Annotated in this window: 20 protein-coding genes, 1 tRNA gene and 1 pseudogene; 16 read left to right on the top strand and 6 right to left on the bottom strand. The window is 69.1% G+C overall.

Annotated features, from left to right (window positions below; all coding sequences use genetic code 11):
* Nucleotides 1-9 precede the first annotated feature (9 nt).
* The 9 genes from tolQ to glmM all read left to right on the top strand — a co-directional run bounded on the left by tolQ (nucleotide 10) and on the right by glmM (nucleotide 10,484).
* On the top strand, nucleotides 10-726 hold the full coding sequence (gene tolQ / locus AC6R2M_RS09560; RefSeq protein ID WP_500481553.1) for a protein TolQ: 717 nt from the start codon (nucleotides 10-12) through the stop codon (nucleotides 724-726).
* 30 nt (nucleotides 727-756) lie between these two features.
* Nucleotides 757-1,215 (top strand): protein TolR, encoded by a 459-nt coding sequence (gene tolR, locus AC6R2M_RS09555; protein WP_500481551.1) that lies wholly within the window; start codon nucleotides 757-759, stop codon nucleotides 1,213-1,215.
* A 10-nt stretch (nucleotides 1,216-1,225) separates the two neighbouring features.
* The gene (gene tolA, locus AC6R2M_RS09550) at nucleotides 1,226-2,293 is read left to right on the top strand and encodes a cell envelope integrity protein TolA (RefSeq protein WP_500481549.1); all 1,068 of its coding nucleotides are present in this window, start codon (nucleotides 1,226-1,228) and stop codon (nucleotides 2,291-2,293) included.
* A gap of 110 nt (nucleotides 2,294-2,403) precedes the next feature.
* Nucleotides 2,404-3,714 (top strand): Tol-Pal system beta propeller repeat protein TolB, encoded by a 1,311-nt coding sequence (gene tolB, locus AC6R2M_RS09545; RefSeq protein WP_500481547.1) that lies wholly within the window; start codon nucleotides 2,404-2,406, stop codon nucleotides 3,712-3,714.
* A gap of 215 nt (nucleotides 3,715-3,929) precedes the next feature.
* On the top strand, nucleotides 3,930-4,481 hold the full coding sequence (gene pal, locus AC6R2M_RS09540) for a peptidoglycan-associated lipoprotein Pal (protein ID WP_500481545.1): 552 nt from the start codon (nucleotides 3,930-3,932) through the stop codon (nucleotides 4,479-4,481).
* 189 nt (nucleotides 4,482-4,670) lie between these two features.
* On the top strand, nucleotides 4,671-5,609 hold the full coding sequence (gene ybgF / locus AC6R2M_RS09535; RefSeq protein ID WP_500481543.1) for a tol-pal system protein YbgF: 939 nt from the start codon (nucleotides 4,671-4,673) through the stop codon (nucleotides 5,607-5,609).
* A gap of 4 nt (nucleotides 5,610-5,613) precedes the next feature.
* Nucleotides 5,614-7,041, top strand: a complete 1,428-nt coding sequence (gene tilS, locus AC6R2M_RS09530; protein WP_500487551.1) for a tRNA lysidine(34) synthetase TilS — start codon at nucleotides 5,614-5,616, stop codon at nucleotides 7,039-7,041.
* Complete coding sequence (gene ftsH, locus AC6R2M_RS09525; RefSeq protein ID WP_500481541.1) at nucleotides 7,038-8,975, top strand: ATP-dependent zinc metalloprotease FtsH; 1,938 nt, start codon at nucleotides 7,038-7,040, stop codon at nucleotides 8,973-8,975. Before tilS ends, ftsH begins: the two co-directional genes overlap by 4 nt.
* A 159-nt stretch (nucleotides 8,976-9,134) precedes the next feature.
* Nucleotides 9,135-10,484 carry a phosphoglucosamine mutase gene (gene glmM, locus AC6R2M_RS09520; protein WP_500481539.1) on the top strand — a complete coding sequence of 450 codons (1,350 nt, stop codon included), beginning with the start codon at nucleotides 9,135-9,137 and terminating at the stop codon, nucleotides 10,482-10,484.
* 172 nt (nucleotides 10,485-10,656) lie between these two features.
* On the opposite strand, the gene AC6R2M_RS09515 is transcribed toward glmM, so the two are convergent.
* From AC6R2M_RS09515 to AC6R2M_RS09505, 3 genes are all read right to left on the bottom strand, one after another.
* Complete coding sequence (locus tag AC6R2M_RS09515) at nucleotides 10,657-11,718, bottom strand: dipeptidase (RefSeq protein WP_500481537.1); 1,062 nt, start codon at nucleotides 11,716-11,718, stop codon at nucleotides 10,657-10,659.
* Between the two features lie 54 nt (nucleotides 11,719-11,772).
* A complete protein-coding gene (locus AC6R2M_RS09510; RefSeq protein WP_500481535.1) occupies nucleotides 11,773-12,696 on the bottom strand; it encodes a hypothetical protein in 924 nt (307 codons plus the stop codon).
* A gap of 175 nt (nucleotides 12,697-12,871) precedes the next feature.
* The gene (locus tag AC6R2M_RS09505) at nucleotides 12,872-13,399 is read right to left on the bottom strand and encodes a DUF1134 domain-containing protein (protein WP_500487550.1); all 528 of its coding nucleotides are present in this window, start codon (nucleotides 13,397-13,399) and stop codon (nucleotides 12,872-12,874) included.
* A gap of 297 nt (nucleotides 13,400-13,696) precedes the next feature.
* On the opposite strand from AC6R2M_RS09505, the gene chpT reads away from it, so the two are divergent.
* From chpT to AC6R2M_RS09485, 4 genes are all read left to right on the top strand, one after another.
* Nucleotides 13,697-14,362: a histidine phosphotransferase ChpT gene (chpT, locus tag AC6R2M_RS09500; RefSeq protein ID WP_500481533.1), complete on the top strand. Its 666-nt coding sequence runs from the start codon at nucleotides 13,697-13,699 to the stop codon at nucleotides 14,360-14,362.
* A gap of 123 nt (nucleotides 14,363-14,485) precedes the next feature.
* Nucleotides 14,486-14,875, top strand: a complete 390-nt coding sequence (locus tag AC6R2M_RS09495; RefSeq protein WP_500481531.1) for a response regulator — start codon at nucleotides 14,486-14,488, stop codon at nucleotides 14,873-14,875.
* 160 nt (nucleotides 14,876-15,035) lie between these two features.
* Complete coding sequence (locus AC6R2M_RS09490) at nucleotides 15,036-16,934, top strand: AMP-binding protein (protein ID WP_500481529.1); 1,899 nt, start codon at nucleotides 15,036-15,038, stop codon at nucleotides 16,932-16,934.
* 79 nt (nucleotides 16,935-17,013) lie between these two features.
* Nucleotides 17,014-17,090 (top strand) — tRNA-Pro (locus AC6R2M_RS09485).
* Nucleotides 17,091-17,155: 65 nt separating this feature from the next.
* Here AC6R2M_RS09485 and AC6R2M_RS09480 read toward each other — a convergent pair.
* Complete coding sequence (locus AC6R2M_RS09480) at nucleotides 17,156-17,644, bottom strand: Lrp/AsnC family transcriptional regulator (RefSeq protein WP_500481527.1); 489 nt, start codon at nucleotides 17,642-17,644, stop codon at nucleotides 17,156-17,158.
* Between the two features lie 134 nt (nucleotides 17,645-17,778).
* On the opposite strand from AC6R2M_RS09480, the pseudogene putA reads away from it, so the two are divergent.
* Nucleotides 17,779-21,479: pseudogene (putA, locus tag AC6R2M_RS09475) on the top strand (trifunctional transcriptional regulator/proline dehydrogenase/L-glutamate gamma-semialdehyde dehydrogenase).
* A 308-nt stretch (nucleotides 21,480-21,787) separates the two neighbouring features.
* Here putA and AC6R2M_RS09470 read toward each other — a convergent pair.
* The gene (locus AC6R2M_RS09470) at nucleotides 21,788-22,408 is read right to left on the bottom strand and encodes a DedA family protein (protein WP_500481525.1); all 621 of its coding nucleotides are present in this window, start codon (nucleotides 22,406-22,408) and stop codon (nucleotides 21,788-21,790) included.
* Between the two features lie 138 nt (nucleotides 22,409-22,546).
* On the opposite strand from AC6R2M_RS09470, the gene AC6R2M_RS09465 reads away from it, so the two are divergent.
* Both AC6R2M_RS09465 and gltX read left to right on the top strand, forming a co-directional pair.
* Nucleotides 22,547-22,891, top strand: coding sequence for a hypothetical protein (locus tag AC6R2M_RS09465; RefSeq protein WP_500481523.1), 345 nt, complete (start codon nucleotides 22,547-22,549; stop codon nucleotides 22,889-22,891).
* 2 nt (nucleotides 22,892-22,893) lie between these two features.
* Nucleotides 22,894-24,291, top strand: coding sequence for a glutamate--tRNA ligase (gltX, locus tag AC6R2M_RS09460; RefSeq protein ID WP_500487549.1), 1,398 nt, complete (start codon nucleotides 22,894-22,896; stop codon nucleotides 24,289-24,291).
* 83 nt (nucleotides 24,292-24,374) lie between these two features.
* Here the strand turns inward: gltX and AC6R2M_RS09455 are convergent, their stop codons facing one another.
* Nucleotides 24,375-26,684, bottom strand: a complete 2,310-nt coding sequence (locus AC6R2M_RS09455; RefSeq protein ID WP_500481521.1) for an NADP-dependent malic enzyme — start codon at nucleotides 26,682-26,684, stop codon at nucleotides 24,375-24,377.
* Nucleotides 26,685-26,691: the final 7 nt, after the last annotated feature.

The raw sequence follows: 26,691 nt of genomic DNA, 5'->3' as shown, positions 1-26,691 counted from the left end.
CCACAAGGCATGAACGAAGTCGCCCAGACGGCGCTTGCTGCGCCAGGCCATGACATGTCGCTTCTCGGACTGTTCTGGCAGGCCGGTTTCATCGTCAAGCTGGTCATGATCGGTCTGGTGGCGGCCTCGGTCTGGACCTGGACGATCATCTTCGACAAGTGGATGCGCTACGCGGCCTTCAGCCGCCAGCTCAACAAGTTCGAGAGCAATTTCTGGTCCGGCCAGTCGCTGGAGGAGCTGTATCACACGCTCGCCGACCGCAAGACGAGCGGCATGGGCGCGCTCTTCGTCGCGGCCATGCGCGAATGGAAGAAGAGCTTCGAGAAGGGCGCACGCTCGCCGATCGGCCTTCAGCAGCGCATCGAGAAGGCGATGGACGTGACCATCGCGCGCGAGATGGACGGGCTGGAATCGCGCCTCGGCTTTCTCGCGACCGTCGGCTCGGCCGCGCCCTTCGTCGGCCTCTTCGGCACGGTCGTCGGCATCATGACCTCGTTCCAGGCGATCGCCGCCTCCGAGCAGACGAGCCTCGCCGTCGTGGCGCCCGGCATCGCGGAAGCGCTTCTGGCCACGGCCATCGGCCTCGTCGCGGCCATTCCCGCCGTCGTCGCCTACAACAAGCTGACGGCGGACGCCGGGCGGATCGGGGCGCGCCTCGAGGCCTTCGCGGACGAGTTCTCCGCCATCCTGTCGCGTCAGATCGACGAGCGCTCGCAGGCGCGCTGAGCGCCGAGCGAAGCCAGGGAGCCGTTCGCCATGGGCATGTCCGCAGGCACAGCAGCATCGTCCGGAGGAGGGCGCCGTCGGCGCGGCGGCGGTCGTCGCCGCGCGCCGATGAGCGAGATCAACGTCACGCCCTTCGTCGACGTCATGCTCGTGCTCCTCATCGTCTTCATGGTCGCCGCGCCGCTGATGACGGTCGGCGTTCCGCTGCAGCTGCCCGAGACGGCGGCTCGCGCGCTCAATTCCGACACGCAGCCGATCACCATCTCCGTCCAGCAGGACGGCTCGATCTTCATCCAGGACACGCCGGTCGCGGCCGAAGACGTTGTGGCCCAGCTCCAGGCGATCGGCATGGCCGGCTATGACGAGCGCATCTTCGTGCGCGGCGATCAGGCGACCGACTACGGCACCGTGATGCGCGTCATGGCGCGAATCTCGTCCGCCGGCTTTCGCAACATCGGCCTCGTCACGGCGAGCGAGTCGGGCAGCTGACCGCGATCCCATGAAGTCCTTCGCAACCTCCACCGCGCTGCATGCCGTGCTCCTGACCTGGGGGCTGTGGTCGTTCGGCGGCGCGCGCGAGCTCGACATGACCACCGGCGAGTCCCTGCCGGTCGAGGTCGTGTCGATCGAGGAGTTCACGACCATGGTGCAGGGCGAGCGGGAGGCCGACGCCGCCGAGACGCCTGCGCCGGCTCCGACGGAGACGCCCGAGACGCTGCCGATGCCAGCGGAAAACGTCGGCGATAACGAGGTGGACCTGGCCTCGCCCCCGCGGCCCGTGACGGCGCCGCGCGAGCAGGTGAACACGGCGACCGCCGAGGCGCCGCCGCCCCCTCCGCCGCCGCCCGCGCCCGCGCCCGCGCCCGAGCCCGTCGCCGAACCGGAGCCCGAGCCCGCTCCCGCCGAGCCGGAGGTCGCGGAACCCGCGCCGGAGCCGGAGCCCGTCATCGACGAGGCCGCCCCGCAGGTCGCGGAGGCCGCGCCCGAGCCCGAGCCGACGCCGCGCAACATCCCGGCCCCGCAGGCGCGCCCGACGCCGCCGGTGCGGCAGGCCGAGCCGGTGCGCGAGACGCCGCCGACCCCGACGCCGGAGCGGCAGGAGACCCCGCGCGAGACGCAGACCGCCCAGGCCGCGAACGATTCCGAGCCGGAGTTCGACGCCGACGAGATCGCGGCGCTCCTGAACCGGCAGGAATCGGCAGGCGGCGGCGCGCGCCGGTCCGAGACGCAGGCGGCGATCGGCAACACCCGCTCGACGGGCGAGCGGTTGACGCAGAGCGAGCTCGACGCGCTTCGCGGCCAGATCCAGCGCTGCTGGAGCCCGCCTGCCGGGGTCTCCGAAGCCGGTTCGCTGCGGATCTCGATCCAGATGCAGCTCGATCCCTCCGGGGCGCTCCAGGGTGTCCCGACCATCGTGTCCGGTGGCGGCGCCTCGACCATCGAGCGCGTGGCCGGCGAGGCCGCGCTGCGGGCGATCCGGCGCTGCGCGCCATACAATCTCCCGATTGAGAAGTACGAGACCTGGAGCCAGGTGCAGATCAACTTCGATCCGAGCGAGATGTTCTGACGACAGGCTCGGCCGCCCGGCGAGGGCGGCCGCACGAGTTCGACCGACGAAGGCCCGCGGCGGCGCGCGAAGACGGCGCGCGCGACAAACGTTTCCAAGGGGACTGACCCATGAAGACCACCATCCGGACGCTGGCCGCCGCGCTCGCTCTGACGGCCGCCGTCGCAGGCTATGCCGCGCCGGCGCACGCCCAGATCGAGATCGACATCACGCAGGGCAACATCCAGCCGCTGCCGATCGCGCTGCCGCCGTTCCAGTCGTCGAATCAGCTCGGCAGCCAGATCGTCGACGTGGTGCGCTCGAACCTGCAGCGCTCGGGCCTCTTCGCGCCGATCGACCAGGCGGCGTTCATCCAGCGCGACGTCGGACCGGACACGACGCCCCGGTTCCAGGACTGGACCGTCATCAACGCGCAGGCGCTGGTCGCCGGACGCGTGACGCCGGAGGCCGACGGGCGGCTGCGCGTCGAGTTCCGCCTCTGGGACGTGGTGAACCAGAGCCAGCTGGACGGGCAGCAGTTCTACGCCAACCCGGACAATTGGCGCCGCATCGCCCACATCATCTCCGACGCGATCTACGAGCGGCTGACGGGCGAGAAGGGCTATTTCGACACGCGCGTCGTCTTCGTGGACGAGACCGGCCCGAAGGAACAGCGCCTCAAGCGGCTCGCCATCATGGACCAGGACGGCGCGAACGTGCGCTACCTGACCGACGGGCGCGATCTGGTGCTGACGCCGCGCTTCTCGCCGAGCCGGCAGGAAATCACCTACATGTCCTACGGCCAGGGCGAGCCGCGCGTGTACCTTCTCCAGCTGGAGACGGGCGCGCGCGAGATCGTCGGCAACTTCCCCGGCATGACCTTCTCGCCGCGCTTCTCCCCGGACGGGCAGCGCGTGATCATGAGCCTGCAGCAGGACGCGGCGTCCAACATCTACGCGATGGATCTGCGCTCGCGCGCCACGACGCGCCTGACCTCGACCAACGCGATCGACACCTCGCCGTCCTACTCGCCGGACGGCACCCGCATCGCCTTCGAAAGCGACCGGGGCGGGCGCCCGCAGATCTACACGATGAACGCCGACGGCTCGAACCAGCAGCGCATCTCGTTCGGCCAGGGCTCCTACAACACGCCCGTCTGGAGCCCGCGGGGCGATCTGATCGCCTTCACCAAGCAGTCGGGCGGGCAGTTCCAGATCGGCGTGATGCGGCCGGACGGCTCGGGCGAGCGCATCCTCACCTCGGGCTTCCACAACGAGGGGCCGACCTGGGCTCCGAACGGACGCGTCCTGATGTTCTTCCGCGACGCGCAGGGGGCGGGTGGCCCGCAGCTCTACTCGATCGACCTGACCGGGCGGAACGAGCAGCGCGTGGCGACGCCGAACTTCGGCTCCGACCCGGCCTGGTCGCCGGCGCTCGACTGACCGAAGCTTTCGCGAGGCTGAACGAAAGGCGGCCCTCGTGCCCGCCTTTCGTCGTTCGAGCGCGATCTGCCGCGGTGCGGACTCAATCGCGCGTCAATCGCGGCACCGGGTTCCCGTTCTGGATCGCTAGGGAATCCGCCAGCGTTGACGGGCCGTTAATCCTCGTCATGGTAAAGACCGCCTTACGCGAATCCATCGTTTTCAAGGAGCAGGCCATGCGCCGTCTCGCCTCGGGGCCGTCCGGCCGCATCGCACTCGTTCTCGCCGCGACGCTGATGATCGCGGGCTGCGCCAACCGCAACCAGACGCTCCCCGACAACGCGGCCGGTCTCGGCCTCGGCGGGCCGGGCGGCATGGGCGGTGCCGGTGGTCTCGGCGGCGCGGGCGGTTCGGCCGCTCCGGGCTCCAGCCAGGACTTCACGGTCAATGTCGGCGACCGCATCTTCTTCGACACGGACTCCTCCTCGATCCGCGCCGACGCCCAGCAGACCCTCGCCAACCAGGCCCGCTGGCTGAACCAGTATCCGGCCTATGCGATCGTGATCGAAGGCCATGCCGACGAGCGCGGCACGCGCGAATACAACATCGCGCTGGGCGCCCGCCGCGCCGCCGCGACCCGCGACTTCCTCGCCACCCAGGGCGTCGCGCCGAACCGCATGCGCACGATCTCCTTCGGCAAGGAGCGGCCCGTCGCGGTCTGCGACGACATCTCCTGCTGGTCGCAGAATCGCCGCGCGGTGACAGTGCTCTCCGGCGCCGGCTCCTGAGGCAATTCGGCAACAGCTGTTGCCTTTGCGGGCCGCTGACGCGGCCCGCTTCCGTTTGAGCCTCGGGTCGGGCCGAGCGGCCAAACTTTGGACGAACTCACCCGGCTTGCCTGAATTTCAGGAGCGGCGTACCTGCCAGATCCGCCGGAGCGGCGGAAGGACCCCGTCTCCGCAGCGGAGTTCAGCGGCATGGCCCAGTTCCTTTCGCGCCTGACCGGCGCAGCCTCCCTCGCTCTCCTGATGGGTGCGGCCCCGGCGGCAGCCATCGATCTCCCGTTCGGCTGGGGCAACTCCCGTGCGCCGTCCGGACAGGAGGCTCCCGTCATCCTCGCCCAGTCCAGCGATGCGTCCGTCCGCATCTCGCAGATGGAGGAGGAGATGCGTCGGCTCACCGGCAAGGTCGAGGAGATGTCCTTCCTCGTCCTGCAATTGCAGGAGCAGCTGCGCAATGCGCAGGAGGACAACGAGCTCCGCTTCCAGGATCTGGAAGGCGGCTCGTCCTCCGGCGGCAACGGCGAGCGCCGCAGCGAGGCGGCGCCCGTGCCCGGGACGCCGTCCAGCGGCGATCAGGAGTTCGCGCTCGGCCTCCCGCCGGTGACGCCGCCGACCTCCGCGACCTCGCCCACGCAGAACGACGAGATCGGCAGCATTCTCGGAAGCGTGGCCGCGACCGGCCTGCCCCAGCCGGGCAGCGCCAGCTCGCAGCCTGCCCCGTCCTCCACCGTCGCCTCGATCGACCCGAGCGGTCCGGCGGAGATGTATTCGCTGGCCTACAATTACCTCCTCGCCGGCGACTACCAGCTGGCCGAGCAGACCTTCCGGCGGTACGCGGACACCTATCCCGACTCGGCCGAAGCGGCCGACGCCCGCTACTGGCTCGGCGAGAGCCTCTTCGCGCAGAACAAGTTCCGCGACGCGGCCGAGGTGTTCCTGAACGCGCAAAAGGCTCATCCCGACAGCGGCAAGGCGCCGGAGATGATGCTGAAGCTCGGCATGTCGCTCGCGCGCCTCGACAACCGCGACACCGCCTGCGTGACCTATGCCGAGGTCGAGCGCCGCTACCCGCAGATGAGCGAGAACGTGCGCCGCAAGCTCGGCGAGGAAGAGCGCACCGCCAGCTGCAGCTGATCCGCTGGGCGCACCCGTACCCTTCGCGCCCGAACCCTGCCTCGATTGGCCGGTCGGGGCGGAGGAAGCCTACGGCCTTCTCAGCCGTTGCCTGTCCTCGTCCGGTCATCGCCTGCTCGCGGTCTCGGGCGGGCCCGACTCCCTGGCGCTCCTCGTCTTCGTCGGCGAGAACCGCGAGCGCCTCGGTGGCCGGTTCAGCGTCGCGACCGTCGATCACGGCCTGCGTCCGGAGGCGGACGCGGAGGCGAGGGCGGTCGGTCGTCTGGCCGCGCGCTACGGCCTGCCGCACCGGACGCTGCGATGGCGGCGCGGGTCTCGCTCCGGCAATCTGTCGGCCGCCGCGCGGGACGGGCGCTACCGTCTGCTGGCCGCCGCCGCGCGGGAGTGCGGAGCGCAGGCCCTCGTCACCGCGCATCACCAGGACGATCAGATCGAGACGCATCTCATGGCGATGGAGCGCGGCGAGGGCGTCCAGCGTCGGGCGGGCATGCGCGAGCGTCGCGACATCGAGCCCGGTCTCGTGCTTCTGCGCCCGTTCCTCGGCCTGCCGAAGGCCCGGCTCGTGGCGAGCCTGCGGACACGCGGCTTGGCCTGGGCCAGCGATCCGACCAATTCCGACCCGCGTTATACGCGGGTGCGCTGGCGCCGGCACCTAGCCGAGGCCAGTTCGGCGGAACGTCACCGGCTGCTTCGCGCCATCGCCGAGGCGGCGGAGGCCCGCGTTGCCGTCGATGACGCGGTCGCACGGCGCCTGAGCGAAATCACCGTCGATGCGAGGGGGCTCGTCGCGGCTCCGCGCGCGCTCGTCGCGGCCCCCGACGCGGGCGGAATCGCGCTTCTCTCGCGCATCCTGTCGGCCGCGGGCGGGTCGGCCCGCCCCGCGTCCGGCTCGTCCGTCCTGCGCCTGGCCGAACGGCTGGCCGGCGGCGAGGGGGGCTTCGTCGCGACGCTCGGCGGCTGCCGGCTGGCGGCCGGTCCCGATGACATCTGCGTGAGCCGGGAGTTCGGACGCGTCGGACCGCCGACGCTCGATACGGCCGAAGGGACCTGCTTCGACGAGCGCTTCGATCTCGATCCGGAAGAGCCTCGCCCGGACCGCATCGTCGCGCTCGGCGCGCTGGGCCGGGGCGGAATCCTCGATGCGGCGTTGCCGGTCGCCATCGATCGGGACGGTCGGCCGGTCGCGGCGCACCCGGCGGCGCTCCGCCGCCTGCGCGAGCCGGTCCGGGCCCTCCGTCTGACGGAGCGCGTGTCCTGGCGCCTTGCCCGCGACCTGCAAAGCGCAGAGCCCATTAGCCAAATCGCGGCAAAAGAGCCCTCGCAGGTTGGCAAGGATTTTCCGGCTGACTATCTTCCCCTTCGACATATGGAGCGCATGCAGGCCGACGCGACAGCCCGGCCCGTGGTGGCGCAGTCTCAGGACGGACGATGAATCAGAACTTCCGTAACTTCGCCCTCTGGGCGATCATCGCGCTTCTCCTGATCGCGCTCTTCCAGCTCTTCTCCAACGGAGGCCAGCAGGCGAACACCCGGGAGATCCCGTATTCGCAGTTCCTCTCCGAGGTCGACAACAACCGCGTGCGCTCCGTGACCATTCAGGGCCAGCGCATTTCCGGCACCTACAACGACCAGTCGACGGGCTTCCAGACCTACGCGCCGGAGGACCCCGGCCTCGTGCAGCGTCTGGAGAACTCGAACGTCCAGATCTCGGCGAGCCCGCTGCAGGACAACACCAACCCGATCTGGTCGATGCTGCTGTCCTTCGGTCCGATCCTCCTCATCCTCGGCGTCTGGATCTTCCTGATGCGCCAGATGCAGGGCGGCGCGGGCGGCAAGGCCATGGGCTTCGGCAAGTCCAAGGCCAAGCTCCTGACCGAGGCGCACGGCCGGGTCACGTTCGCGGACGTGGCGGGCGTCGACGAGGCCAAGGCCGACCTCGAGGAGATCGTCGAATTCCTGCGCGAGCCGCAGAAATTCCAGCGCCTCGGCGGCAAGATCCCGCGCGGCGTCCTCCTCGTCGGACCTCCGGGAACCGGTAAGACGCTGACCGCGCGCGCCGTCGCGGGCGAGGCCAACGTTCCCTTCTTCACGATCTCGGGTTCGGACTTCGTCGAGATGTTCGTCGGCGTCGGCGCGAGTCGCGTGCGCGACATGTTCGAGCAGGCCAAGAAGAACGCGCCCTGCATCATCTTCATCGACGAGATCGACGCGGTCGGCCGTCATCGCGGCGCGGGTCTGGGCGGCGGCAACGACGAGCGCGAGCAGACGCTGAACCAGCTCCTCGTCGAAATGGACGGCTTCGAGGCGAACGAGGGCATCATCCTCATCGCGGCGACCAACCGCCCCGACGTTCTCGACCCCGCGCTCCTGCGTCCGGGCCGCTTCGACCGTCAGGTGATGGTGCCGAACCCGGATGTGGGCGGGCGCGAGAAGATCCTGAAGGTCCATGTGCGCAACGTGCCGCTGGCCCCGAACGTCGATCTGCGGACCATCGCGCGCGGCACGCCCGGCTTCTCGGGCGCTGATCTCGCCAACCTCGTCAACGAGGCGGCGCTGATGGCGGCGCGTCGCTCCAAGCGCCTCGTCACCATGCTGGAGTTCGAGGACGCCAAGGACAAGGTGATGATGGGCGCTGAGCGCCGCTCCATGGCCATGACCGAAGAAGAGAAGAAGCTGACCGCCTATCACGAGGCGGGCCACGCTCTCGTCGGCCTCCACGTTCCGGGCAACGATCCGCTGCACAAGGTCACCATCATCCCGCGCGGCCGCGCGCTGGGCGTGACGATGAACCTGCCCGAGCGCGACCGTTACGGCATGCGCAAGAGCGAGATGGAGGCGCGTCTGGCGATGATTTTCGGCGGCCGCGCCGCCGAGGAGATCATCTACGGCCCGGAGAACGTGACGACCGGCGCCTCGAACGATATCCAGCAGGCCACGAACATGGCCCGCGCGATGGTCATGGAATACGGCATGAGCGACAAGCTCGGCCGTCTGCGCTACCGCCAGAACCAGGAGGAGGTCTTCCTCGGCCACTCCGTCTCGCAGCAGCAGAACATGAGCGAGGACACCGCGCGCCTGATCGACCAGGAGGTCCGCGCGATCATCGAGGTCGCGGAGAACAAGGCCCGGCAGGTCCTGCAGGAGCGCATCGACGAGCTTCACACGCTGACCAACGGCCTTCTCGAATACGAGACGCTGTCGGGCGACGAGGTTCGCGATCTACTGGCGGGCAAGCCGCTGGCCCGCGACATGGGCGACGACACGCCGCCGAGCCGCGGCTCTGCCGTTCCCAAGGTCGGCACCGCCAAGCCGCTCGGGCCGCGCGACCGGCCGGAGGACGGGCTGGAGCCGCAGCCCTCGGCCTGACGGCTGAATCGAGACGACAGTGAAAGGCCGGCGGAGACGCCGGCCTTTTCGTGTTGCGGTGGCGGTGATCACGCCGCGCTTCGCGCAAACGCAAGTTTTTACTTCTTGGACTATGCTCGGAAGGCTAGACCCTCCGGCGATCAACGGGAACGAGTGTTCATGGCCAAGTCCTATTTCGGCACCGACGGCATTCGCGGGCGCGCCAACCGCCATCCGATGACGCCGGAGATCGCGATGAAGGTCGGCATGGCCGCCGGACTCGCGTTCCGAAGGGGCAGCTACCGGCACCGGGTCGTGATCGGTAAGGACACGCGCCTGTCCGGCTACATGATCGAGCCGGCGCTTTGCGCCGGCTTCACCGCAGCAGGCGTCGACGTCCTGATGCTCGGGCCGATCCCGACCCCGGCCGTCGCCATGTTGACCCGTTCCATGCGCGCCGACATCGGGGTGATGATCTCAGCCTCGCACAATCCTTTCGACGACAACGGGATCAAGCTCTTCGGCCCCGACGGCTACAAGCTTTCCGACGAGGTGGAAGCCGAGATCAACGCGCTGATCGACCAGGACCTGAGCTCCCGTCTCGCCGTCGGCGCGCATCTCGGGCGCGCCAAGCATTACGACGACGGCGGACGCGACCGCTATGCCGAGTTCGCCAAGCGCACTCTGCCGCGTGAACTGACGCTGGACGGGATGCGCGTCGCGATCGACTGCGCCAACGGCGCGGCCTATCGCGTCGCGCCCGACGTTCTCTGGGAGCTCGGCGCGGAAGTCGTGCGGATCGGGGTCGAGCCCAACGGGACGAACATCAACCTGAATTGCGGCTCGACGAATCCGCTCGCGCTCCAGGAAAAGGTGCGCGAGGTGCGCGCCGACATCGGCATCGCGCTCGACGGCGACGCGGACCGCGTCATGATCGTCGACGAGGAAGGCGAGATCATCGACGGCGACCAGCTGATGGCGGTCATCGGCGAGGCCTGGGCGGCCGACGGCCGTCTGGCGGCGGGCGGGGTGGTCGCGACGATCATGTCGAATCTCGGCCTGGAGCGCTTCTTCGAGGGCCAGGGCATCGAGCTCGCGCGCACCAAGGTCGGAGACCGCTACGTCGTCGAGCACATGCGCCAGCACGGCTACAATCTCGGCGGCGAGCAGTCCGGCCACATCGTCATGTCCGATTTCGGCACCACGGGCGACGGGCTCGTGGCGGCCCTCCAAATCCTGTCCGTGGTGCGCAAGACGGGCGGTCTCGTCTCGGAGGTCTGCCGCAAGTTCGAGCCGGTGCCCCAGCTTCTGAAGAACGTGCGGATCGCGGATGGCGGCGCGCTGGAGCGCGATGGCGTTCGCCGCGCGATCGAGGACGGAAAGGGGCGCCTCGGCGCATCCGGGCGGATCGTGATCCGTCCGTCCGGCACCGAGCCCCTGATCCGCGTGATGGCGGAAGGGGACGACCGCGACCTCGTCCACAACGTCGTGGACGACATCGTGGACGCCCTGCGTCAGGTGGCCGCCTGATCGGACGGTCTGCGGGCCGCCGCTCGGCCGCGGCCCGACCCCGGTGCCCTTCGCGAAAGAGCGAGGGTGCTACAGCATCGGCCCGAAAATCCGAATCGATCTTCGGAAAGCCTGATGCGTCGATTCAAAGCGATAGAGCGTCCTTTGGGCGTCCAACCGGACGCACGGCGCTCTATCGCTCCCAGGTGCGCGACAGAACCGAAAGCCAGTTGCGCCAGGTGATCTTATCGATCAGCTCGGCGCCGTAGCCGGCCTTTTGCATCGCGTCCGCCAGTCGCGGCAGGCCGGCCGCCGATCCGATCGCCTGCGGGATCGTCGCGCCGTCGAAGTCCGATCCGAGCGCGACGCCGTCCTCCCCCAGCTTCGACAGCAGATGGTCGAGGTGGCGCAGCATGTCGTCCAGCGGCGTGTCGGCGTCCGTCCGCCCGTCCGGGCGAAGGAAGGCCGTGGCGAAGTTCAGGCCGACCAGCCCCTTGCTGCCCGCGATCATGTCCAGCTGCGGGTCCGTCAGGTTCCGGCAATGGGGCGTCACGGCGTGGGCGTTGCTGTGCGTCGCGACCAGCGGCGCGCGCGAGAGGTTCGCGACGTCCTCGAAGCCCTTCAGATTGAGATGCGACAGGTCGATCATGATCCGCAACTCGCCGCAGCGCTCGATCAGCCGCTTTCCGGCGTCCGTCAGGCCGTCTCCGACATCGGGCGTGTCGCCGTAGCGCATGGGCACGCCGTGGCCGAAGATGTTGGGCCGGCTCCAGACGGGCCCGAGCGAGCGCAGCCCGGCGGCGTGGAGAACGTCCAGCATGTCGAGATCGGGGCCGATCGCCTCGGCGCCCTCGACATGGAGAACGGCGGCGAGGGCGCCGTCCGCCATCGCGGCTTCGATCCCGGGGACCGATCGGCAGATCCTCAGGCGGCCGCCGGACCGGCGCTCGAGGCGGTGCAGGATCGCGGCCATGGCGATGGTCGTGCGGATCGCCTCGGCTTCCGGCAAGGGCGGCGGCAGGGGAAAATCGTGGGGCGCACCGTCCGGCCTGTCGACCACGGCGGCGATGTCGGCCGAAGGCGGGAAGATGGCGAAGAGACCACCCGCCAGACCGCCCGAACGAGCTTTCTCCAGATCGATGTGGCCGTCCGAACCGCCGTTCAGGAAGCGGTCGAGGGCCTGATCCGAACCGTCGAGGAGAAGCCGCAGCAGGGTGTCGTTGTGACCGTCGAAAACGCGAACGGGCTGATCCATCGACGATCCTTTCGGTGATCGGCCCCTGGTCGGGGTCGGCGTCGTGCCTGCCCGTCAGCGCGGCGGCTGCGAGCGGTTCCGCTGCGAGCCGCGACGGCGCTTGGGCCGCGGGCCGGACGATGCCTTGCGGGACGTCTGCGCGACGGGCTCCGGCTCAGCGGGCGGCGAAGACTCGGACGCTTTCGCGGAGGCGGGAGCCGTCGAATCGCTCGGCAGGAAGCGCGAGGCCAGCTCCGCGATGCGTTCCCGCACATTGGCGTTGCGCAGCTTGCGCTCGGCCGGGTCGGTCGGCGCGGGCTCCTTGGCCATCGCCATGAGTTCGGCGACGGCCGGATCGCCGGCGCTGCGCCCGACGGGTTCGCCGGACGGCACATTCGGCTCCGGCTTGCGCTCTCGGCGATAGTCTCGGGCAAGCGCGAGGAGCGCGGCCGTGGCCGCCGTGATCCGCGCCTGTTCCGGCTCCTGCGAGACGGACGATTCATCTGGCGCGCCGGATGTCGCCCCGGCCTCGGGGCCAGCCGGGGGCAGAGCGCGCAGGTCCGCCTCGGCCTGCGCCAGTGCCTCGCGGAGCGCGGCGTTCTCCTGTTCGAGCTCGATCCGGGTTTCGTCCAGCGCATCGGCCCGCTGCTGAAGCGCATCGAGCTGCGCGCGAAGCGCGTTGGCCTCGCCCTGCCTTTGTTCGCTGAGGAAAAGGGAGTCCGCGTTCGACGCCGTCAGGCGTCCGACCTTGGCGCGCTCCAGCGCCAGCCGCTCGCGGGCCTTCTGCGTGAGCATTTCGTGGCGCCGCACCGTCATCGCGGCTTCCGCGCGCACGCGGTCGACCTCCGCACGGATCTCGTTCATCGTGGCCGGCATGGTCGCCGCGAAGTCCCGCCGGGCCAGACGTTGCGCATTGCGCCACAGGAAGGGGACGAACAGGAGGGCGAGAAGCGTCGCGACGAGCGCACCCAGAAGGAAGACGAGGCCGGTGGCGATCATGCGTTTCCCGGGACGCGGCCCCGCTCGTCCCGCGAGCGAGGATCGATTGTGGCGCGCGTCGAACAGCTATGGACGTGCCCTTGCGGTTGCAAGGATAGACGATCGGAGCCGCCGCTCAAGAGCGCGCCGGGCCCGAAACGCGATTGTCACCGGGCATTTGCGCCCCCACCGGTGCTCAGAAGGGGTTCCAGGTCGGGGTGGGGGTGATCTTCAGATAGCCGAGATTGACGCCGAGCCGGGCGCCGACGCCCGTCTTGATGGGAACCATCGTCACGGTGTCGCGCTGCAGGACCGTCATGCCGAGGCCGCCGACGAGGTAGGCGTTGCCCGAAACGCCGCCGAACCGCCCGTAGACGCTCTGCACTGAGGGAAGGTTGTAGATCAGCGCCATCATCCGCGCCCCGTCGGCACCGGCGTCGAAGCCGAGGGACGGACCCTGCCAGTAGACGCGGTGCTCGCCCGCGTTCTTGGTGAACAGCGTGCCTTCGCCGTAGCGCACGCCGCCGATGAAGGCGCCTCCGCCCTCTTCGCCGAGGATGTAGCCGTTCGGCAGGCCGAAGCGCTGGAAGGCGTGCTCCACCATGGAGGCGAGGCCGCCGGACGTGGCGCCGAAGAAGTTGTGCCCCTGATCGACGATCTCCTCGATCGTGTAGCCGCTCTGCTGGGCTGCGGCGGGCGAGGCGAGGGCGATCGCGACGCCCATGGAGAGGGCGCGAAGCGGCGTGAGAAGCGTCCGCAGGGCTCGGAACATCGGCGCGATCCTTCCTTTGGGTCGGTCGGGCTCTTCGGCCCGGCGAGGGAACTGCTCGTCTTGTCCTTCGACCGATTGCACCACGTTAAGGTTTGCAATTGGCTAACGACGGTCTCCCTCCGATCTCGCCATTGACGCGACACCCGCCCGGATTCATGGTCGCCGGCACGTGAAACGACCTGCGGACGGGCGATTCGCCGGCCTTTGCGCGCCGGCCCGCTCTCGGCGGCCGGCGATCCTGGAGACGCGATGCAGCCCCTTCCTCAACTGTCCGCGCCCGAGCTCGCGGCCCTTCTCGCCAGCCGGCTCTGCCACGACATCATCTCGCCCGTCGGCGCGATCCAGAGCGGACTGGAGCTTCTGGACGAGATGCCGAACGACCCCGAGTCGATGGCGCTGGTGCGCAACTCGACCCGGAGCGCGGTCGCCAAGCTGCAGTTCGCGCGCCTGGCCTACGGTTCGTCCGGTTCGACCGCGGCGCAGATCGACCTCGGCGACGCCAAGACCGTGGCGGAGGGCTTCATGTCCTTCGAGCGCGCCAATCTCGTATGGGAGGGCGAGCGCGCCTACGTTCCCAAGAACGTCGCCAAGCTCGTCCTCAATCTGATGGTCATCGCCAACGCCACGGTCCCGCGCGGGCGCGAGGTGAAGATCGCCATCGAGAGCCTGGAGCCGGAGATCCGGATCGTCGTGACGGCGCAGGGCACGCCGCTGCGCGTGCCCGCCAAGTTCCGGGCGCTCCTGTCCGACGAGCCGCTGGAGGAGCCGATCGACGCCCATGGCGTCCAGCCCTATTACACGCTGCTTCTCGCCCGCGAGCTGGGCCTGACCGTCCGTCTCGACCAGAGCGACGGCGAGGCCGTCTTCACGGTCGAGAAGAGCGAAGCGGGCGAGACCGAGACGGTCGCCGACTGACGCTGGGAAAGGCCGATCTTCAGCCTTTCTTTCCCATGGGGCAGAACGCATTGGAAAGCCCGTCCCGCCCATAGTCCCCGCCGACGCGACGAGTTGGCGCGACCGGGAAAGGAGGGATGGGCCATGAAGACGTGCCTCGTGATCGACGAATACAGCGTCGTGCGGAAGATCGCCTCGCGCATCCTCACCCTGGCGGGCTACACCGTCCATTGTGCGGAAACGCCGGCCGAGGCGATTTCCCTGATGAATTCCAGCGGGCCGATCGACCTCGCGCTCGTCTCCGCCACGCTTCCCGACTGCCCGGTGGACGAGGCGATCCGCATCGTGCGCTCCCATCGGCAAGCAGGAGAGGCGGTCGTTCTCGCGTCGCTGGTAGAATCGCATCTCGGCCTGATGACCCGCGCCAAGCGGGCGGGGGCTAAGGGGTTCGTCTATCGTCCCTTCGACCGAGCCTCGCTGACGGCGTGGCTCGCTCCCTATGCAGGACCGCAGGCCGCGCAAGCGGACGCCTGAAACCGCCTCTCGCCGCTTGGCGCGCAGACAACCGCCTCGCGACCGAGGCCAGTCGACACCGGACCTGAAATCGGATCAGTCTGAGGGCGCGTTCGGCCGGCCGTCCCGGCTGCCGGGCGGCGGACCCGCGGGCGAGGGCGGGCGGTTCGGGAGGAAGGCTATGGGCTACCGCGAGGTCTACGACCGCTGGCGAAGCGATCCCGATTCGCATTGGATGGAGGCGGCCCGCGCCATCGCCTGGGTGCGCCCCCCGACACGGGCTTTCGATCCCGGCGCCGGGGTCTACGGCCGCTGGTTCCCGGACGCCACCTGCAACACCTGCTTCAACGCTCTCGACCGGCATGTCGCCGCCGGTCGCGGCGCGCAGCGCGCGATCATCCATGACAGTCCGGTCACGGGCACGGTCTCGTCGCGGACCTATGCCGAGCTTCTGCGCGAGGTGCAGGCTTTGGCGCTGGTCCTGACGGACGCCGGAGTGGGCAAGGGAGATCGCGTCGTCGTCTATATGCCGATGGTGCCCGAAGCGGTCGTCGGCATGCTGGCCTGCGCGCGGATCGGCGCGATCCACTCCGTCGTCTTCGGCGGCTTCGCCGCGCGCGAGCTGGCCGCCCGCATCGACGATGCCGCGCCCAAGGTGATTCTGGCCGCGTCCTGCGGGTTCGAGCCCGGCCGCACGGTCGCCTACAAGCCGCTCCTCGACGAGGCGCTTCGCCAGGCGGCGCATCGGCCGGACCTCTGCCTGATCCTCCAGCGCGAGGGGCTCGTCGGGGAACTGACCGCCGGCCGTGACGCCGACTGGCACGAACGTCTTCAGGCGGGGCTCGCCGCCCTCGACGGCGAACGGGACAGTCCCTGCGTGGAACTGGCCGCGACCGATCCGCTCTACATCCTCTATACGTCGGGAACGACGGGCAAGCCGAAGGGCGTCGTGCGCGACAATGGCGGGCACATGGTCATGCTCGCCTGGACGATGAACGCGATCTACGGCCTGTCGCCGGGCGACGTCTTCTGGACCGCCTCGGACGTCGGCTGGGTCGTCGGCCATTCCTACATCGTCTACGGCCCGCTCCTGCACGGCTGCACGAGCGTGCTCTACGAAGGCAAACCGGTCGGCACGCCCGATGCGGGCGCCTTCTGGCGGGTAGCGGCCCAGCACCGCGTGAACGCACTCTTCACCGCGCCGACGGCGATCCGCGCCATTCGAGCGCGCGACCCCGAAGGCGATCTGCTCGCCGGCCGCGACCTGTCGTGCCTGCGCACCGTGTTCCTCGCGGGCGAGCGCGCCGATCCGGAAACGGTCAAATGGGGGAAGGATCGTCTCGGCGTCCCCGTCGTCGATCACTGGTGGCAAACAGAGACCGGCAGTCCGGTCGCCGCCAATCCGCGCGGGCTCGACGATCTGGTCGTGAAGCCCGGTTCCCCGACGGTGCCGATGCCGGGCTACGGGCTGCGCGTCCTCGACGACGAGGGCCAGCCCGTCGAGGCGGGCACGATGGGCAACATCGTCATCGACCTGCCGTTGCCGCCGGGCGCCGCGGTCACCCTCTGGCAGGCCGACGAACGGTTTCGCGAGAGCTATCTCGCGGCTCGGCCGGGTTTCTACGATACGGCGGATGCCGGGATGCTCGACGAGGACGGCTATGTCTGGGTGATGGGACGGACCGACGACGTAGTCAACGTCGCGGGCCATCGCCTCTCCACCGGCGCGATCGAAGAGGCGGTCGCATCCCATCCGGCGGTCGCCGAATGCGCAGTCTTCGGGCTCCGGGACGATGTGAAGGGCGAGGTGCCCGTCGGCCTCGTCGTCTTGAAGGCGGGCGCGGAAGGAGCGCCCGGCACCATCGAAGGGGAGGTCGTGGCGGCGGTGCGCGAGCGGATCGGGCCGGTCGCCGCCTTCAGGAAGGTCGTCGTCGTCGAACGGCTGCCCAAGACGCGTTCGGGAAAGATTCTTCGGGCCACGATGAAGAAGATCGCGGTCGGCGAACCCTATACGGTTCCCGGCACGATCGAGGACGCCGCCGTTCTCGGCGAGATCGAGCGGGTGCTCGCCTCTCTGTGAGGCGCGGCCCGCGCGAACATGCGAGGCGGCCAACTTGTGCATTGTTTCCGGCCGCCAAGCCGACTATAGAGGCTCGTGTCGGAGCGTAGCGCAGCCTGGTAGCGCACCTGAATGGGGTTCAGGGGGTCGGAGGTTCGAATCCTCTCGCTCCGACCATCTCCCTAAAGCCGAACATGAACGATCATCCGGCAGCGTGTGAGCCTACTGGGGTTCGCGCTGTCCTACGAGCGCCGCCGACGTGCCTCGTGGCCGCTCTCCTTCACCGATTCCATCGCGACGTTCGTCGAGGTGGACGCCACATGGGGCAGGGCGGAGATCAGATCGCCGAGCACACGGCGGTAGCGCGCGATGTCGCGCGTGCGGACCTTCAGAAGATAGTCGAAGCGCCCCGCGATCATGTGGCACTCCTCGACCTCGGCCAGCTTTCGCACGGCCGCGTTGAAGGCGGCGAGGGCATCCTCGCGCGTGTCCGTCAGCTTCACCTCGACGAAGACGACGTGATCCAGCCCGATCTTGCGCGGGTTCAGGACGGCCTTGAAGCCCTCGATGTAGCCTTCCTCGACCAGGCGTCGGAACCGGATCTGGCAGGGCGTCTTGGAGAGCCCGACACGCGAGGCGAGTTCGGTGATCGAAATCCGCCCGTCCTCTGCGAGGATGCGAAGCATCTTACGGTCGAACTCGTCGATTTCGTCGCTGGAAGGGTGTTTCATGGTCCGACCTCGCGGAAATGGCGCCTTCATATAGTCCATCCGGACTGTGATGGCGACGAATGAGGGCGGATGGCTCGACGGCCGGGTGCTAATCTCGGCCATCGCCTCTGGCTGACCGTTCGGGAGAGCTTGTCATGTCCGCCGCCCCTTCGCCGTCCCGCGCCGATTTCTCCGCCGCCCCGGCTCCCTTCGCGTTCTTCGCCCCGCCGGTCCGCGAGCCGTCGCCGCTCCGTCGCGCGATCACGGCGGCCTATCGCCGGCCCGAGGCCGAATGCCTCCGCCCGCTCCTCGACGAGGCGCGCGTGAGCGAGGAGGACAGGGCCCGGATCGCGCGCACGACTCGCAAGCTGATCGAAGCGCTGCGGGCAAAGGCCAAGGGGACGGGCGTCGAGGGGCTGGTGCGCGAATATTCGCTGTCGAGCCAGGAGGGCGTCGCCCTCATGTGTCTTGCCGAGGCGCTGCTGCGCATCCCCGACAACGCGACGCGCGACGCGCTGATCCGCGACAAGATCGCCGACGGCGACTGGCAGTCCCATGTCGGCGGCGGCCGCTCGCTCTTCGTGAACGCCGCGACCTGGGGCCTCGTCGTCACCGGCAAGCTGACGTCCACCGCCGACGATCGCGGGCTCTCGGCCGCGCTCACCCGCCTCGTCGCGCGCGCCGGCGAGCCGGTGATCCGGCGCGGCGTCGATATGGCGATGCGGTTGATGGGCGAGCAGTTCGTCACCGGCGAGACGATCGAGGAGGCGCTCAAGCGCTCGCGGCCGCTGGAGGCGAAGGGCTACCGCTACTCCTACGACATGCTCGGCGAGGCCGCGACGACCGCCGAAGATGCGGCCCGCTACTTCTGCGACTACGAGAACGCCATCCACGCGATCGGCAAGGCGTCGGGCGGGCGCGGAATTTATGCCGGCCCCGGAATCTCCATCAAGCTGTCGGCGCTGCATCCGCGCTACACGCGGGCGCAGGCGGGTCGGGTGATGGGCGAGCTCCTGCCGCGCGTGCGCCGGCTCGCGATCCTCGCCAAGGGTTACGACATCGGGCTGAACATCGACGCGGAGGAGGCGGACCGCCTCGAACTCTCGCTCGACCTTCTGGAGGAGCTGTCCTTCGACAAGGCGCTGGAGGGCTGGAACGGTCTCGGCTTCGTCGTCCAGGCCTACGGCAAGCGCTGCCCCTTCGTGATCGACTGGATCGTCGATCTCGCCCGCCGCTCCGGGCGCCGCATCATGGTCCGCCTCGTGAAGGGCGCCTATTGGGACGCCGAGATCAAGCGCGCGCAGCTCGAGGGGCTGGCGGACTTTCCGGTCTACACCCGCAAGGTCCACACGGACGTCGCCTATATCGCCTGCGCCAGGCGCCTGCTCGCGGCCGGCGACGCGGTGTTTCCCCAGTTCGCGACGCACAACGCGCAGAGCCTTGCGACCATCCATCAACTCGCCGGGCCGGATTTCGAGGAGGGCCGTTACGAGTTCCAATGCCTGCACGGCATGGGCGAACCGCTCTACGACGAGGTCGTCGGCCCCTCGAAGCTGGCGCGCCCGGCACGCATCTATGCGCCCGTCGGCACGCACGAGACGCTGCTCGCCTATCTCGTTCGGCGTCTCCTCGAGAACGGCGCGAACTCCTCCTTCGTGAACCGCATTTCCGATCCAGCGGTCTCGATCGACGAACTGGCGGCCGATCCGGTCGAGCGGGTGGAGGCCATGGCCGAGCCCGGCGCTCCGCAAGACCGCATCGCGGCTCCGGCGGACCTCTTCGGCACCGCGCGGCGGAACTCCGCCGGCATCGATTTGTCGGACGAGACGGCCCTCGAAGAGCTGACGAATGCGCTGCAGACGTCGGCGAGCGGCGGCCTTCGCGCGCACGCTCTGGGCGCGCTCGAGCCGGTGGCGGGCACGAGCCGGCCGGTGCTCGACCCCGCGGACCATCGCGACATCGTCGGCCATGTCGCGGAGCTGGATGCCGGCGCTGCCGCACGGATCATGCAGGCCGCAGCCGAAGGCGCCGCTTCCTGGGCGGCCGTTTCACCCGGGGAGCGCGCGGCCTGCCTCGACCGCGCGGCCGATCTCATGCAGGAGCGGATGGGGCGCCTCATGGGGATCGTCATCCGGGAGGCCGGCAAGTCCGCGGCGAACGCCATCGGCGAGGTGCGCGAGGCGATCGACTTCCTGCGCTACTACGCCGCCGAGACCCGCCGCACCTTCGGCCCCGATCAGCGGCCGCTCGGCCCCGTCGTCTGCATCAGCCCGTGGAACTTCCCGCTGGCGATCTTCACCGGACAGGTCTCGGCCGCGCTCGTCGCGGGCAACAGCGTCGTCGCCAAGCCGGCGGAGCAGACCCCGCTCATCGCCTTCGAGGCGGTGACGATCCTGCATGAGGCGGGCATTCCCCGGAACGCTCTTTACCTCGCGCCCGGCGACGGAAGGCTGGGCGCCGCTCTCGTCGGCGCGTCCCAGACGGCCGGCGTCATGTTCACGGGCTCGACGGAGGTCGCGCGCCTCATTCAGAAGCAGCTCGCCGAGAGGCTGTCGGATGCGGGCAAGCCGATCCCGCTCATCGCCGAGACGGGTGGACAGAACGCGATGATCGTCGATTCCTCCGCGCTTGCGGAACAGGTGGTCGCGGACGTCATTGCCTCGGCCTTCGATTCAGCCGGCCAGCGCTGCTCGGCGCTGCGGGTGCTCTGTCTGCAGGAGGAGGTGGCCGACCGCATTCTCACGATGCTGCGCGGCGCCTTGCGGGAGCTCTCGATCGGGCGCACCGACCGGCTGGCCGTCGATATCGGACCGGTGATCGACGCGGAGGCGCGGGACGGCATCGAGGCTCACGTCGAGGCGATGCGCGCGCGGGGACGCAAGGTCGAGAGGCTCGACCTGCCGGAAAGCGCGGGGGCGGGGACCTTCGTCCCCCGACCATCATCGAGATCGACTCGCTCGCCGAACTGAAGCGCGAGATTTTCGGGCCCGTGCTGCACGTCTTGCGTTACCGCCGCCGGCAGCTCGACCGGTTGATCGGAGAGATCGACGCCTCGGGCTACGGGCTGACCTTCGGCATCCACACCCGTCTCGACGAGACGATCGCGCATGTCACGAGCCGTGTCCGCGTCGGCAATGTCTACGTGAACCGCAACGTCATCGGCGCCGTGGTCGGCGTTCAGCCCTTCGGCGGACGAGGCCTGTCGGGGACCGGACCGAAGGCCGGCGGTCCGCTCTATCTGGGGCGGCTGGTCGACCCGGCGCCCGAGGCGCTGGACGCAGGCGCGATCCAGGCCGATCTGGCCTTGCTCGACTACGCGGCCTGGCTGGACGCGAAGGGCCCGACAAGCGAGGCCGACGCCGCGCGTTCGCTGGGCCGGGCGTCGCTTCTCGGCTTCGGCACGGAGCTGGCCGGGCCGGTCGGCGAGCGCAATCTCTACAGGCTGCACGCGCGCGGGCGAATCCTTTGCGTTCCGCAGACCGAGGCCGGGCTGAGGCGCCAGATCGCCACCGTTCTGGCCACGGGCAACGCGGGGATCATCGATGCGAGCGAGGGGCCGGGCCTGCCTGCCGACCTGCCGAAGAGCGTCGTGTCGCGCCTGTCCGAGACACGCGACCTCCGGGACGGAGGGCCCTTCGCCGGGGCGCTCCTCGAAGGGGAGCCCGAGCGGGTTCGTGACCTGAACAGGCAGATCGCCGAACTCGACGGACCGCTCGTTCTCGTCCAGGCGGCGACGAGCGACGAGCTGACCCGGAACCCGCGCGCCTATGGCCTGAACTGGCTCGTCGAGGAGGTTTCCACCTCGATCAACACGGCCGCGGCCGGCGGCAATGCGAGCCTGATGGCGATCGGTTGACGTCGATGCGGACGGGGCGGGAAGGGTTTCGTCCGCCGCCCCGTCCGCACCTTGTTCACCATGTTGCGAACGCGTCGTCGGGGCCGGGAACCCCGGCGTTTGACACTCGAACGGAAATGGAACAAAACAGGAACATCAACGGAGGGTGGTTCGCATGTTGATCGTTCGGGAATGTCTCTCGCTGGCAGCCGTCTCGCTGTTCGTCTTCGCGCTCTCCATCGCCGCCGGGGCGATCTGAGCCCACGAGAAGGCGCGCCGCCCGAACCGGGCGACGCGATTTCGATCGTCCTGCTTCCGTGTTCGAGGGGTCAGGAATGGATGTTGGTGCCTTGGCGCTCGGCCTCGCGGTCGGCGAGCCGGTCCTTCGCTCCGGGTCCGAAGCGATACCAGACGAGGTAGCCGAGTGCGGCGACCGCCAGGATGGCGAAGACGGCGATGAAGCCGTCCTCGATGATCTCCAGCCGCGCGAAGACGGAGGAGATCGCGTGGCCGAACACGTAGCCGATCGTCGTGAAGATCGTCGCCCAGATGCCCGCCCCGACGAGGTTGAGGATCAGGTAGCGCGGGACGGTGATCGAGGAGAGGCCGAGGGCGATGAGCCCCGGAATCCGCAGGCCGTAGACGTACCGGTTGATGATGACGAAATAGGCCTGGAAGCGGTCCACCAGCCGCAGGGCGCGGGCGAAGCGCGGCCGTCGCGTCCATTTCATGATCCAGGGCGAGTCCGAGAAGTATCGGGCGAACAGGAAGACGGCCATGTCTCCGAGGAACGAGCCGATGAAGGCGAGGCCCAGCATGAACTCGAAGGACTGCGAGCCGCGATAGGCCAGGAAGCCGCCCACGATGGCGAAGACCTCGCCCTCGAAGAAGGTGCCGATGAAGACGATGACGATGCCGAACCGGTCGATCAGCTCAAGGATTTGATCCAAGGGATCTCCTGGCGTTGTGACGCACTGCCGACGAATCCATAACTGGGATCCGCGCGCCTATTTCGGTCCTGCGGCCTCGTTTGGGAAGCCCCGTCATCCGACACGAGTTCCGCGCCGCTCGTATGACAGGCGTCGCGGGTGCGCAAAGAGCATGTTAACAGCGTCCCGATTGTTCAACGGGACCCTGAAATGTTCGAAGTTCCGCCGATCGGCGATTGGGCACTCGTGTCGACGGTGGTCGGCGCGGTTTTCCTCGTCCGCTTTCTCCTCATGGTCTGGCGCATCCGGAAGGCGGCCGGTCGCGAAGCCACCGGATCGGTCTTTCAGGACGCGGGACGGGTCACGACCAGGGAGGCGTTCGGACCCGATCTGGAGCCGGAGCGCCGGCACGCGGTCCGGCTGTTCGTGATCGGAGCGGTGTTCTCGGCCGTCGGCTTCGCGCTGGCCGGCTGGCAGATGGTCACGCAGATGGCGGGCGCTTGACCATGCCGACCGGACCCGAGCCGCGCCTTCGCTTCGCGCCTTCGCCGACGGGCTATCTGCATATCGGCAACCTGCGCCCGGCGCTCTACAATTGGCTCTTCGCCAAGGCCGGCGGCGGCGCCTTCGTCCTGCGCCTCGACGACACGGACCGCGAGCGCTCGCGGGAAGAGTACGCGAGGGCCGTCGTGGAGGACCTCGCCTGGATCGGCATCGAAGCCGACGAGTTCCACCGCCAGTCGGACCGGATCGCGATCTACGATCGTGCGGCCGAGGCGCTTCGCGGGAAGGGGCTGCTCTACCCCTGCTACGAGACGCCGGACGAACTCGACCGCAGGCGCAAGCGCGCGCTGGCGAGGGGCCTGCCGCCCGTCTACGGCCGCGAGGCGCTGCGGCTGACGGCCGAGGATCGCGAACGGCTCGAGGCGGACGGCCGGCGTCCGCACTGGCGCTTCCTTCTGCCGAACTTCGCGCGGGATCCGTTCGAAGCGCAGCGAACCGAGATCGTCTGGGAAGACCTCGTGCGAGGCGAGCAGCGAGTCGATCTCGCCTCCCTCTCCGATCCCGTGCTGGTGCGCGAGGACGGGACTTATCTCTATACGCTGCCCTCCGTCGTCGACGACGGCGAAATGGGGATCACCCACGTCCTGCGCGGCGAGGACCACGTCACCAACACGGCGGTTCAGATCGCGATCCTGAAGGCGCTCGGCCACGCGCTGCCGGTTTTCGGCCACATCAATCTCCTGACGACGATCGACGGGGAAGGGCTGTCCAAGCGCTCGGGGGCGCTGTCGCTCCGTTCGCTGCGGGCGGACGGCTACGAGCCGATGGCGGTGGCGAGCCTTGCCGTTCTGACCGGCGCGGCCGGGTCCATCGAGGCGGTCGCAACGCTCGACGCGCTGACGCAGCGCCTCGATCTGTCGGCCCTGTCCCATTCGAGCGCGAAGTTCGATCCGGCCGATCTCGACCGGCTGAACGCCGATCTCGTCCACGCGATGGACGTTCGGGATGTGGCCGGGCGCCTCGCGCGGATCGGCGTGCCGGAGACGCAGGCCGAGACCTTCTGGCAGGCCGTGCGCGGCAATTGCGCCAAGGTGGAGGATGCCCGGCTCTGGTGGGAGGTCGTCGAGCGCGGCGGCTCCGACGCCTCCTTCGAACCCGAGGACGCCGCCTTCCTGGCCGAGGCGCGGCGCGCGCTTCCCGCCGGCCCCTTCGATGGCTCGTCCTGGAAGGCGTGGACCGACGTCCTGAAGACCGCGACGGGACGCAAGGGCAAGGCGCTGTTCCTACCGCTGCGCCGGGCGCTGACGGGGCTCGACCATGGCCCCGATCTCGCGGCGCTCCTGCCCGTCATCGGGCACGAACGCGCGCGTCAGCGGCTGGAGCGCTTCGGCTCGGCCTGAGACCCGCAGCATCGGCCCGAAAATCAGAATCGGTTTTCGGAAAGCCTCCCGCGCACTCCGATCGAATGCGCGGGAAGGGCTCCTCAGCGACCGGTCTTCTGCACGACTTCGGCGACCGCGATCGCGGTCATGTTGACGACGCCGCGCGAGGTGGCGGACGGCGTCAGGATATGCGCCGGCGCGTTCGTGCCGAGCAGCAGCGGCCCGACATGGAGCGCGTCGTTCGTCACCTTCACGACGTTCATCGTGATGTTGGCCGCGTCGATCGTCGGGAAGACGAGGAGGTTGGCGCTGCCCGAAAGCGTCGAATCGGGCATCAGGCGCTTGCGCATCGCCTCCGACAAGGCCGCATCGCCGTGCATCTCGCCGTCGATCTCGATCTCCGCGCCGCTGTCGCGCACGATCTGCAGCGCCTTGCGCATTTTCAGCGTGTCGGGCGTGCGGACCGTGCCGAAGTTCGAATGCGAGACGAGGGCGACCTTCGGCGAGATGCCGAAGCGCTCGATCTCGATCGCGGCGAGGCGGATGATCTCGGCCAGATCTTCGGCGGACGGGCTGTCCTGCACGTAGGTGTCGGCCATGAACAGGGTCGAGCCGCCGATGAGCAGGCTCATCCCCGACAGCTTGGAGACGCCCGGCGCCACGCCGATCACCTGCTGGATGTCGCGCAGATGCTGCGCGAAGCGGCCCGACGACAGGCCGCAGATCATCGCGTCCGCGTCGCCGCGCGAGACCGAGACCGCCGAGATTACCGTCGTGTTCGTGCGCACGATGGTGCGCGCCGTGTCCGGATCGACGCCGCGCCGGCCGACCTTCGAGAAATAGTGCTCGACATAGTCGCGGTAGCGCGGGTCGTCCTCCGGGTTCACGACCTCGAAGTCCTCGGTGGGACGGATGCGCAGGCCGAAGCGCTCCAGCCGCGTTTCGATGACGCTCGGACGGCCGACGAGGATCGGCAGGCAGATCTTCTCCTCCAGCATCACCTGCGCGGCGCGCAGCACCCGCTCGTCCTCGCCGTCGGCGAAGATCACGCGCTTGCCGGTCTTGCGGGCGGTCTGGAAGATCGGCTTCATGATAAGGCCGGAGCGGAAGACGAAGCGGTTCAGCCGTTCCAGATAGGCTTCCATGTCCTCGATCGGGCGCGTCGCGACGCCCGTCGCCTCCGCCGCCTTCGCGACGGCCGGCGCGATCTTGAGGATCAGGCGCGGATCGAAGGGCGAGGGGATCAGATAGTCCGGGCCGAAGACCGGGGTCTCGGTCCCGTAGGCCTTCGCCGCGACCTCCGACACCTCCTCGCGGGCGAGCTCGGCGATGGCGTCCACGGCCGCGATCTTCATCTCCTCGTTGATCGAGGTCGCGCCGCAATCGAGCGCCCCGCGGAAGATGAAGGGGAAGCAGATGACGTTGTTGACCTGGTTCGGGTAGTCCGAGCGGCCGGTGCAGATCATCGCGTCGGAGCGCACCGCACGGGCGAGCTCGGGCATGATCTCCGGCGTCGGGTTGGCCAGCGCCATGATGAGCGGGCGCGGCGCCATCTTCTCCAGAAGCTCGGGCTTCAGGACGCCGGCCGCCGACAGGCCGAGGAAGACGTCGGCGCCTTCGATGGCCTCGCCCAGCGAGCGCATCGTCGTTTCGCGCGCATAGACCTCCATCCAGCGGTCGGTCCGCCCGTCGCGGCCCTTGTAGACCACGCCGTCGATGTCGGTGCAGGTGATGTTCTCGACCTTGGCGCCGAGCGAGACCAGGAGGTTGAGGCAGGCGATCGCCGCCGCGCCGAGCCCGGAGGTGACGATCCGGACCTCGCCGATGTCCTTCTTGGCGAGAAGGAGCGCGTTGCGGATCGCGGCGGCGACGATGATCGCGGTGCCGTGCTGGTCGTCGTGGAAGACGGGGATGCCCATCTTCGCGCGCAGCCGCTCCTCGATCTCGAAGCACTCGGGGGACTTGATGTCCTCCAGATTGATGCCGCCGAAGGTCGGCTCCAGCGCGGAGACGACGTCGACCACCCGGTCGATCTCCAGCGCGTCGATCTCGATGTCGAAGACGTCGATGCCGGCGAACTTCTTGAAGAGGACGGCCTTGCCCTCCATCACGGGCTTGGAGGCCAGCGGACCGATATTGCCGAGGCCGAGGACGGCCGTGCCGTTGGAGACGACGCCGACGAGATTGGCGCGGCCCGTATAGGCGGCGGCCAGGGACGGATCGGCCTCGATCGCCTTGCAGGGAGCCGCGACGCCGGGCGAATAGGCGAGAGCCAGGTCGCGCTGGTTGCCGAGCGGCTTGGTGGCCTGGACCTCCAGCTTACCGGGCTTGGGATGGCGGTGGTAGAAGAGCGCCTGTTCGTCGAGATCGCGCACGGTGTCCCGCGGCTGGCTGTCTTCGGTCGCCTTCATGGTCTCT

It is taken from the genome of Aureimonas sp. CAS, from assembly GCF_059838215.1.
Note: the sequence above shows the minus strand (reverse complement) of the source record. Positions and strands in the feature narration are given on the sequence as shown.

Bases quoted from the DNA above. Each gene is read 5' to 3' on its own strand.
- tolQ (WP_500481553.1), top strand. From the start codon at position 10: ATGAACGAAGTCGCCCAGACGGCGCTTGCTGCGCCAGGCCATGACATG.
- tolR (WP_500481551.1), top strand. From the start codon at position 757: ATGGGCATGTCCGCAGGCACAGCAGCATCGTCCGGAGGAGGGCGCCGT.
- tolA (WP_500481549.1), top strand. From the start codon at position 1,226: ATGAAGTCCTTCGCAACCTCCACCGCGCTGCATGCCGTGCTCCTGACC.
- tolB (WP_500481547.1), top strand. From the start codon at position 2,404: ATGAAGACCACCATCCGGACGCTGGCCGCCGCGCTCGCTCTGACGGCC.
- pal (WP_500481545.1), top strand. From the start codon at position 3,930: ATGCGCCGTCTCGCCTCGGGGCCGTCCGGCCGCATCGCACTCGTTCTC.
- ybgF (WP_500481543.1), top strand. From the start codon at position 4,671: ATGGCCCAGTTCCTTTCGCGCCTGACCGGCGCAGCCTCCCTCGCTCTC.
- ftsH (WP_500481541.1), top strand. From the start codon at position 7,038: ATGAATCAGAACTTCCGTAACTTCGCCCTCTGGGCGATCATCGCGCTT.
- glmM (WP_500481539.1), top strand. From the start codon at position 9,135: ATGGCCAAGTCCTATTTCGGCACCGACGGCATTCGCGGGCGCGCCAAC.
- AC6R2M_RS09515 (WP_500481537.1), bottom strand. From the start codon at position 11,718: ATGGATCAGCCCGTTCGCGTTTTCGACGGTCACAACGACACCCTGCTG.
- AC6R2M_RS09510 (WP_500481535.1), bottom strand. From the start codon at position 12,696: ATGATCGCCACCGGCCTCGTCTTCCTTCTGGGTGCGCTCGTCGCGACG.
- AC6R2M_RS09505 (WP_500487550.1), bottom strand. From the start codon at position 13,399: ATGGGCGTCGCGATCGCCCTCGCCTCGCCCGCCGCAGCCCAGCAGAGC.
- chpT (WP_500481533.1), top strand. From the start codon at position 13,697: ATGCAGCCCCTTCCTCAACTGTCCGCGCCCGAGCTCGCGGCCCTTCTC.
- AC6R2M_RS09495 (WP_500481531.1), top strand. From the start codon at position 14,486: ATGAAGACGTGCCTCGTGATCGACGAATACAGCGTCGTGCGGAAGATC.
- AC6R2M_RS09490 (WP_500481529.1), top strand. From the start codon at position 15,036: ATGGGCTACCGCGAGGTCTACGACCGCTGGCGAAGCGATCCCGATTCG.
- AC6R2M_RS09480 (WP_500481527.1), bottom strand. From the start codon at position 17,644: ATGAAACACCCTTCCAGCGACGAAATCGACGAGTTCGACCGTAAGATG.
- gltX (WP_500487549.1), top strand. From the start codon at position 22,894: ATGCCGACCGGACCCGAGCCGCGCCTTCGCTTCGCGCCTTCGCCGACG.
- AC6R2M_RS09455 (WP_500481521.1), bottom strand. From the start codon at position 26,684: ATGAAGGCGACCGAAGACAGCCAGCCGCGGGACACCGTGCGCGATCTC.